At 52.2% G+C, this 9,511-nt stretch carries 8 protein-coding genes; 1 reads left to right on the top strand and 7 read right to left on the bottom strand.

What is annotated here, in order from left to right:
• Positions 1 to 33: 33 nt before the first annotated feature.
• From VF260_06235 to VF260_06215, 5 genes are all read right to left on the bottom strand, one after another.
• A complete protein-coding gene (locus VF260_06235) occupies positions 34 to 936 on the bottom strand; it encodes a sugar ABC transporter permease (GenBank protein ID HEX7056779.1) in 903 nt (300 codons plus the stop codon).
• A 104-nt stretch (positions 937 to 1,040) separates the two neighbouring features.
• Entirely contained in the window at positions 1,041 to 2,360 is a 1,320-nt protein-coding gene (locus VF260_06230) for an extracellular solute-binding protein (GenBank protein HEX7056778.1), read from the bottom strand.
• A gap of 132 nt (positions 2,361 to 2,492) precedes the next feature.
• Complete coding sequence (locus VF260_06225; GenBank protein ID HEX7056777.1) at positions 2,493 to 4,049, bottom strand: response regulator transcription factor; 1,557 nt, start codon at positions 4,047 to 4,049, stop codon at positions 2,493 to 2,495.
• On the bottom strand, positions 4,027 to 5,811 hold the full coding sequence (locus VF260_06220) for a sensor histidine kinase (protein ID HEX7056776.1): 1,785 nt from the start codon (positions 5,809 to 5,811) through the stop codon (positions 4,027 to 4,029). The genes VF260_06225 and VF260_06220 overlap by 23 nt, the downstream gene beginning before the upstream one ends.
• 40 nt (positions 5,812 to 5,851) lie before the next feature.
• Entirely contained in the window at positions 5,852 to 7,138 is a 1,287-nt protein-coding gene (locus VF260_06215; protein ID HEX7056775.1) for a Gfo/Idh/MocA family oxidoreductase, read from the bottom strand.
• Positions 7,139 to 7,297: 159 nt separating this feature from the next.
• Here VF260_06215 and VF260_06210 point away from each other — a divergent pair, with 159 nt between their 5' ends.
• On the top strand, positions 7,298 to 8,134 hold the full coding sequence (locus tag VF260_06210) for an AraC family transcriptional regulator (protein ID HEX7056774.1): 837 nt from the start codon (positions 7,298 to 7,300) through the stop codon (positions 8,132 to 8,134).
• Here the strand turns inward: VF260_06210 and VF260_06205 are convergent.
• Both VF260_06205 and gcvPB read right to left on the bottom strand, forming a co-directional pair.
• On the bottom strand, positions 8,131 to 8,517 hold the full coding sequence (locus VF260_06205; protein ID HEX7056773.1) for a sensory rhodopsin transducer: 387 nt from the start codon (positions 8,515 to 8,517) through the stop codon (positions 8,131 to 8,133). The two genes, VF260_06210 and VF260_06205, sit on opposite strands and share 4 nt — an antisense overlap.
• Positions 8,518 to 8,597: 80 nt before the next feature.
• Positions 8,598 to 9,511 (bottom strand): aminomethyl-transferring glycine dehydrogenase subunit GcvPB (gene gcvPB, locus VF260_06200; GenBank protein ID HEX7056772.1); only part of this gene is annotated, 914 nt, incomplete at its 5' end.

Raw genomic sequence — 9,511 nt, 5'->3', positions numbered from 1 at the left:
GGTATAACGACCATTTTAACGGCTTGGCTCCCATCATCCGTTCCCTCCCTTGGCTTCATAATGAACCCAAAACCGGGACGAGGCGAACAATACGGCGGTCAGCGCAGCCACAATCAAAAGCATGATCCAGGCCATCGCCGAAGCGTAGCCCATGTGGAAAAACTCAATCCCCTGCTTGAACAAATAGAGGGAATAAAGCAAAGTGCCGTCCAACGGATCTCCGGTTCCTTTGGAAATAATGAACGCCGGAACGAAGGTCATGAACGCGGCGATCGTTTGCATGATGGCATTGAATAAAATAACCGGCGACAGCATCGGGATCGTAATGCGCAAAAACTTCTGCGCCGCGTTGGCACCGTCGACGCTGGCAGCCTCATAGAAACTTGCGGGAATGCCTTTTAATCCGGCCAGGAAAATGAGCATGGACGAACCGAACTGCCATACGGACAAAAAGATCAGCATCCACAGGGCCGCGAGCGGGTCGCCGAACCAGCGGACGACCGGCAAGCCCAAAAACGACAACAACAGATTTACGATGCCCTGATCGCCGAATACGTTGCGCCACATGATGGACACCGCGACGCTTCCGCCAATGATGGAAGGCAGGTAATACAACGTCCGGTACAGACCGACCATGCGGGAAGCGGTATTCAACAACATGGCGACAAACAGCGCGAACATAAGTCTGAGCGGCACCCCGGCAAATACGTAGATGAAGGTTACCCTTAATGAATGCGCATACTTTTCGTCCAATTGGAACATTTCCCGGAAATTGTTCAGCCCCACCCAGGCAGGTGCGGAAAACAGATCATAATCGGTAAACGACAAATACAATGAGGCGACGATCGGGATCAAGGTAAAGATGAAAAATCCGAGTATGAACGGGCTGATAAACAAATATCCCGGCAAATTCCGTTTCAGAGCACCCGCTTTCACACGCTGCCAACTCCTTTCGTCTAAGGGCTATGTTGCCGTCCTTTCAAGCATAATAGCTGATCTCGCGGATCAGCTATTATGCGGTACAGCAGGTTCCTTTCGCGTTACTTGTTTTTCGCCAGAATGGCGTTCGCTTTAGTCCGGAATTGCTTGGCTGCTTCTTCCGCGGTAATCTTGCCGAAATTCAGCTGTTGCGTCAAATCTTCCAGCGCGGCAATGACTTCGCCGGTGCCGATCGGGTCCGGTGCGTCCATCTGGCTGCTGTTTTGTTCAGCCCACGCAATATAATCAAACACTTGCGCTTGCTGCGGGGTCAATGCGGGCTTCAACGCCTCTTTCACGACAGTGGAGCCGGGCACGCCGCGATCCCCGTTGATCAATTTGTTGGCTTCCACGTCATTGACAAAGAAATTAATGAATTTAGCGGCTTCTTCTTTATTTTCCGAGTTTTGTGAAATCGAGAAATACATGCTCGGTTTCAAATATAAGCCCTTGCTTGCGTCCGGCCCGGGCATGCCGACCATTTTGAGCGGTCGGTTGGCGACTTGCTGGAAACCGACAAATTGGTTTGACCACTGCCAAATGCCGATCGCCTGCTGCTTGACGGCCAGGTCATCTTCGATTCCTTTAATTTGCGCGATAATGTCCGGTGTCGGCACCGCCTTGTCGTTCACCAGTTTGGCCAGCCGCCCAAAGTGGTCGACGAACAATTGATCGTCGTCGTAGCCGAGCGCCGTTCCGTCCGCATTGAACAAACTTTTGCCTTTGGTGCGCAGATAATACCGGAAAAATACGTCCGCCTTCATGCCGGTATCCATGTACAAACCGGCGTCTTTGGCTTTCTCGGCCATGGCGACGTAATCGTCCCACGTCCAATTGCTGTCGATTGTATCTTGTCCGGTCGCTTTCTTCAGCAACGCCGGATCATAATGGAAGCCGACCGCGTTTACGCCAAGGTTGAATCCGTACAGTTTGTCGCCGATTTTGCCGCCCGATACGACAGAATCGCTGATCTTGCTCGTATCGATGGCGTTGCCGATAAACGGCGTCAAATCAGCCAACTGATTTTTTTCGCCATATTGCGCGATATACGACAAGTCCATTTGGATAATATCGGGCAATTCATTCGCCGCCGCCTCCGGCGCCAGCTTCTTCCAATAATCATCCCAACTGGCGTATTCCGGCTCAAATTTTACGTTCGGGTGCTGCGTTTCATACATCTGCAACACTTTCAAAGTATAGTCATGCCGCGGCTGCGAACCCCACCAGGCGATTCTCAGCGTAACCTGCTCCGCCGCCTGGTCGGGCGTTGCCGTTTCCCCGGCGGGATTGGCGTTATCTTGCTTATCCGCATTGTTGCCGCCGCACGCGGCCAAGGCCCAAACCAGCGTCAAGACAACCAGAAATACCGTTGTTTTTTTCAAAGCCCCAAGCCTCCCCTTATTGGTCTGTTTTGCGCAAATTGCCGCTTACAATGCCATTATGCAAGCAAACATGCGCAAGCAGAAGCAAAAAAGCCGCCATAAATGTTAAAAAAACAGACACTTCAAAAAGAATCAGGGCTTCTTTTTATACTCCGACGGCGTGCAGCCCGTATATTTTTTAAAAACCTGGCCGAAATATTGGGCATTGCCGCCGTACCCGAGCATTTCGGCCAATTCATACACTTTTACATCTTCCGCCGTTTCGATCATCCTGATCGCTTTTTCCATTCGAAGCTTCGTTACGTAGGCGGAAAATTTGTAGCCGATTTCTTTTTTGAACAGCTTGCCCAAGTAATCTTCATTCATATAAAGCATCTCCCGCGCCACCCATAACAGCGACAACTGCGGATTACCGAGGTTTTCTTCGATCACCGCGAGCATCTTTTCGACGATTGCGGAATGCCTGTTCAGGTTTTGCTCGTAATTTTGCCGCGCAATGCTGCGCGCCGCCGATTCCAAAAATTCGCGCAACGTTTGCAAGGTGTTCAGGTCATCAAACCGGTTCAGTTCCTGCAAATGCGCCCCCATATTCGCGGGATCGCCTTGACGGATAATGGCGGCATACAGGGAAAGAATGTAGGATTTGGCCATCGCCGTATTCGGTTTCAATTCCGCAAGCTTTTCGAACCAAAAGGCGATTTCCCTTTTCGCGTCTTCCCACCTGCCGGACTTGACCAGCATGCACAGTTCGTCTTCGTCATAGATGAATTGATCCGTTTCGCCGGTAAATACGGAAGCGATATCGCGCGGCGTAATGATGCTTCCTTCCCCCAAATAAAACCGGAATTTCAGACACTCCAGCGTTTTCCGGTACATTTCGCGGGCATTCGCAATATCATGCGGTTCACTTAGCGCAATCGTAATATCCAGATTGTAATAGTTGTAAAAGGTTGTTTTGACTAAGGCGATGCGGCCGTAAATGAGCGCTTCTTCCGCAAAATCGCGGATTAATAAAAGAGCCTGTTTGCCGATGGTGGTATCGAGCAACATGACTTCGTCGCCCAAAATATCCTTGGAAATGTTTCGGAGCGCAAATAAATGCTCAAAATCGAACACTCCCTCGATTTGCAGCAAAATTAGCCGCACGCGCAGCTCTGCGGCCGCCATATGAAAGAGCTCGCAGTATTCATTCCAATCTTTGATCCCGTATGTTTTGTTCGTCAATAGCTCTTTCAGAAACTGCTCCTTTACATACGGCAGCATCTTCTGCAGCTTTTGCTCGTTTTTTCGCACAAATTGTTCCTTGCTCTCCCGCCGTCTGAACTCCACAATCACCTCGGATATGGCCTGGGAGATAATTCCTTCGTTGCACGGCTTCAGCAAATAATGCTTGACACCGAAACGCATGGCAATTCGCGCGTATTCAAACTCATCGAACCCGGAAAGCAAAATAAACGCAAGCGACGGCGCAAGCTCCTTCGCCGCTTCGACCAGCTGCAGACCGTCCATGCCGGGCATGCGAATGTCGCTGATGACGATGTCGACGCTGTTTTTGCTGATAAAATCCATTGCCTCCAGACCGTTTTTCGCCGTTCCCGCAAGCTTGCAGCCGAGCGCCGGCCAATCCACCATGCGCGCAATTCCGTCCAGGATGATGCGTTCATCGTCAACCAGCAGCACTTTGTACATGGCCACTCCTCCCCGCAAACGGCAACCGCAGCATAACCTTCGTGCCGACGCCCCGTTCGCTGTACACTTCCAAGCCGTATTCCTCCCCAAACAGAAGCTTGATCCGTTCATCAATGTTGTGCAGGCCGATGCCCGACCCCTTCGACTTGACTTCGCCTTTGCGGATTTGCATGAGCAGCCTGGCATCCATGCCGGGGCCATTGTCCTCCACGGAAATGATCAGGCAATCGCCCTTACGTATTGCGCTTATGCGAATGTTGCAAACCGTCGTGAGCTGTTCCAGACCGTACTGAATCGCGTTTTCCACAATCGGCTGCAGGGACAGCTTGGGGATTTGGCAGTCGCCGTAATCGATCGCAATATCCATGGCAAAATCAAGACGTTCTTCAAATCGGATTTGCTGGATCGTAATGTAGTGCCTGACGATGGCGATTTCCTGCTGCAGCGGAATTAACGGCTCTTTCAAACTGATCGAACTGCGCAGCAAAAAGGCCAGCGACTCTACCATGCGGGAAATTTGCTGCTCGCCGTTTACTCTTGCCTGCCAGTTGATCGAGTCGAGCGTGTTGTAAAGGAAATGCGGGTTGATCTGCGCTTGCAGCGCTTTGAATTCCGTTTCCTTGATCTTCAACTGCTTCTTGTAATTTTCGGTAATCAGCTCATTGATCCTTTGCAGCATGATGCGGAAATTGCGATGCAGCAAACCCACTTCATCCATGGACGAGGGTATGTCGATGGCATCTTGTTCGACCTCGAAGTTGCCCATTTGCACCCGCTTCATTTTCGCGCTCAGGCTTTCGATCGGACCGGTTATTCCCCGGACAAAACGCAGGGCAAGAAAAATCGCCAGCACGAACAAGCCCGAGTATATCGGAATAACCAACCTTTTAACGGCAATAATGTCATGGAAAATCCCGTTGAACGGAATCGCGATCATATATGTCCAATTCGTATATGCGGATGAAACGAACGTAATAAAGTAACGGCTTCCCGCAATATTCGCGATTTTGTATCCCTGCGCTTCGTTCAGCGCCTCCCGGACGCCTGGCAACGGCAAGGAAGGTTTTTCGGGATAGAGCAGCTCATCGCCGCGGAAAATCCAGAACGTCGCCCCCTGTTTGTCCAACCCTTTGGCATTATCGGCAAACAAACCGGTCATATCGACGCGCACCGCGATCGTCCCCAGCTTTTCCAGCGCAAGATTTTGAAAAGATCTGATTTCTCTCGCGGCAATCAGTTTGTCTCCCGTTTGGCGGGGGAAGATCCAGCGAATGCCGCCGTTATTTTCCGCGGCCAGCCGTTCGATTTGCCCGATCGTTTTTTTCGCCGTTGTGATCGTTTGCCTGCCGACGGCGTATTCGTGGCCCAGCGCGTCAAACAATTGCAAAGAATAAACATACTTGTCGAAAGCGCCGAGATCGAGCATCCTGTCTTGCAAATTTGTGGCCATGACAAAGTTGTCATATTCGGTTCCGCTCTGTTTTATTTCCGCCAACAACGCCTGGATTTGCGTGTCCGTGGCGACCCGATAGGACAATTTTTCGATTTTTTTCATTTCGTTTTCGATGCTGTAGGAAGATAAATTCAAAGCTTTCGCCGACTGGCGGTAGATTTCCCCGTCATAAATCTGAAAAGCGTACTGCGCGATGCCCCAACTCAGCACTCCCGCGGCAAGCATGATGACGGTGATAATCAAAAACATTTTATTTTTAATTTTGAGGCTGAAGTAAAGCGTTTTCACTTTTTTCGGCAGCCTGGTCATGCGGCTCTCTCCCATCGCGGCGGGATGTTCTTTTACTACTCTAAAATTTTACCAGACTGTCGATGTCAACGGGAAGTCCGGTCCGCATCGAGCGATTGCCGGCAATGCCGGTCAGGATCGACATGGCGCCGTCAATATGGGACGCCGTGCGGTTAAACGGGTCCGCTGCCGGTGTTCCGAACAAATCGTTCAACAGCACGGCATCGCCGCCGCCGTGCCCGCCGATACCTTCCGGGATCGGCACGTCATAGCTTTCCGCAAACTGCGGAAACACCGTAATCCGCTTGCCGATCACCGCGCCTTCGTCTTCTTTTTTCCCGCCGGCGTTGACGTACGCTTGTTCCACAACTTTCAGTTCGATTCGCCCCTTGCTCCCGTTAAACGCGACATTGAACCCTTCCCAGGGCATATAGGCGTTTAAGGAATACGTCAGAATTGTTTTATTCGCGTAGCGGACCATGACGCCCATCGTATCCTCGATGCTGATCCCGTCGCCGAATACGCTTTGGTCGCGCTGGTAGCCGTCGTCTTTTTCCGCCAGCAAATACATTTCACGAAACGTTTCATTCTGATCGAGCGGCAAGGCGAACGGATCGCCTTTGGCTTTCTCGCTGCCTGTCGCGCGTTGGTAAAAGTCGATTACGCCGCGCAGCTCGGCGTTTTCCCGGCCGTAAAACCGCAAATCGCCCTGGGCGTATACGGTTTTGGGCCGCGTCCCGAGCCAAAAATTGACCAGGTCGAAATGGTGCGTTGCTTTATGCACCAACAGCCCGCCGCTGTTGCGTTTGTCCCGGTGCCAGCGCCGGAAATAATCCGCCCCGTGCTTCGTGTTCAATAGCCATTCGAAATGGACGGAAAAAACCTCGCCGATCGTATCGTTCATGATCAGTTCGCGGATTTTCGTATTGTGCGGCGCGTAGCGGTAATTGAACGTTACCCGCAAGCTGCGCCCGGTCCGCTTGATGGTATCCAATATTTGCTGGCATTTTTCCTCGTCAACCGTCATCGGTTTTTCGGAGATGACATCGACGCCCAGTTCCATCGCCCTGATTATATAGCGGTGGTGCGTGCGATCTATGGATGTGACGATGACAAAGTCCGGTTTTTCGGTCGCGATCATGCGGTCGAATTCGGATGAATGATAGGTGCGAACCGCCGGGTAAGCGTATTTTTCCTGCAGCAATCGATTGGCATATGCAAGCCGCGTCCGGTTGATGTCGCAAAATGCCGTAATTTCCGCCTGATCCCGAAAATCCCGGGCAATCGCTCCGTAATACAGTTCGGCCCTACCCCCGGTGCCTACCAGCACATAACGTTTTTTCGCCATTCATCTCGCTCCTTTTGACATTTGATATTTTCAGATTAGCGCATAATATGAAAAAAATCTTTGCGATTCGCGCCATTTTCTATGAAAAGTATGCATTTTTTGCGGTGTAAATTTGCTATACTTTTGGTAGTCGCATTGGCGGAACAGGGGGAAGCGGATTTGGAGAAGTCTGCGGAATTCGAAATATCCCGCTATAAAAGAACCGGGGCGTACACGATGCCGTTTTTCCATTATCACGATACATACGAGATTTACTATCTCTTATCCGGCGAACGATACTATTTCATCAAAGACAGGACTTACCGGGTAAGGCGGGGCGATCTCGTTTTCATCCCGGAAAACGTGCTGCATAAGACTTCCGTCTGCGGCGATCCCCGGCACGAGCGCATCCTGATTAATTTCAAACTGTCTTTTTTGCCTGATGCGGCGAAAGCGGAAGTGGCGGAACTTTTCGCGCCGTTCGCCGCGGATGCGGCCGTGTTGCGGCTTTTGCCGGCCGAACAGGCGCTCGTGGAAGGCTGGCTTGCGCAAATGGGCAAAGAATACGAAGAGGAGCAGCTATTAAACAAACTGCTCCTGCAGGCGTTACTGCTGCAATTTCTTATTTTTGCCGCGCGGGAATTGGCGAAACGGAAACGGGTTGCGCCGGAAAATACGCGGTCGAAGCATCAACGCATATATCCGATTCTGGATTATATCAATGCCAACTACCAAAACCCGCTGCGGTTAAATGATCTCGCCCGGCGTTTTTATCTTAGCCCGTCGCAACTGAGCCGCACCTTCAAAGAAGTGACCGGCTTTTCTTTTGTGGAATATGTGGTCAGCCTGCGGATCAGGGAAGCGCAAAAACTGCTGCGCGAAACAAATTTGCCGGTTATTCACATTGCCGCGCAAACAGGCTTTGAGAACGTTTCCCACTTCGGCCGGTCGTTCAAGCAGGTTGCCGGCGTCGCCCCGCGAAAATACCGGATGGCGCATCGCGCCGGCCGCGTTTAAAAACCGGAATCGACAGGATATCCCATGGTTGTCATCAGCGCGTTTTCCGGTTGGGTCGAGTCCAGGCGGCTGTATTGCACGAATACCGGCGTGTCGCTTACCACTTCAAGCGCATAAGGGACGCCAACCGGTATTGCCGCGCCGCGCCCGTCCCGCAGCGCTGCCGTCCGGATATGCATCGTGCGCCGGGGCGGCACGGACCAGAGCATCTTTTCCAGCGGCTCGCGGTCCTCAAAGTAGGCCGTCATTTCGATGTTCGCGGCGACGCGGCTCGTGTTCAGAACGCAAACGGATTCGTGGCTGGGCAGCGCGCCCGAGCTGTTCGGCGGTATGTAGCCGTCCGGGATGATCCATCTTTTTGCGCCATGTGCGGATTCGGCCATCAATCTTGTTCCTCCTTCCCATTATTCACGATTTTATTATGTCAGGGGGCGATCATTTCCCCATCTTACAAGTGTGCCATTTATCCGCCGCAACTGCAATTGAGCACCGGCTTGCGCGCCGCGAGCGTTTCATCCATGCGCTTTACAACAGTCGAATGCGGAGCGTTTACTACAAGTTCGCGGTCGGTTTCCGCCTCCCCGGCTATTCGGATCATCGCCGCGACAAACGCATCAAGCGTTTCCTTGCTTTCCGTCTCGGTTGGCTCAATCATGATCGCCTCGTCCACGATCAGCGGAAAGTAGACGGTCGGCGGGTGGAAGCCGAAATCAAGCAGGCGTTTGGCGATGTCAAGCGTGCGCACGCCCAATTTTTTTTGGCGGTTGCCGGATAAAACAAATTCGTGCTTGCAATGCCGCGCAAACGGCAAATCGTAATAAGGCGAGAGCTTGTGCATGACATAATTGGCGTTCAGCACCGCATCCTCCGCGACGCGGCGCAAGCCTTCGCCGCCCAGTGAACAAATGTAAGCATATGCGCGGACCAAAATGCCGAAGTTGCCGAAAAATGCCTTGACGCGGCCGATCGATCGGGGACGGTTCCAATCAAGTCCAAAACTGCCGTCTTCATGTTTCACGATTAGCGGCTTCGGCAAAAACGGCGCAAGCATATCCTTCACCCCGACCGGGCCCGCTCCGGGTCCGCCGCCGCCGTGCGGCGTGCCGAATGTTTTGTGCAGGTTCAAATGCACCACATCAAAGCCCATGTCGCCCGGACGGGCGATGCCCAAAATCGCGTTCGCATTGGCGCCGTCATAATACAACAGCCCGCCGGCGGCATGCACAATATCGGCAATTTCCGCAATTTTTTCTTCAAACAAGCCGAGCGTATTCGGATTGGTCAGCATGAGCGCGGCCGTATCGGCGTCGACGGCGGCTTTCAGCGCGTTCAGGTCCACCAGGCCCTGATCGTTGGACGGAACCGTCACCGTCTTAA

The sequence above is a fragment of the Bacilli bacterium genome (genome assembly GCA_036381315.1).
Lineage (GTDB): Bacteria > Bacillota > Bacilli > Paenibacillales > KCTC-25726 > DASVDB01.
Note: the sequence above shows the minus strand (reverse complement) of the source record. Positions and strands in the feature narration are given on the sequence as shown.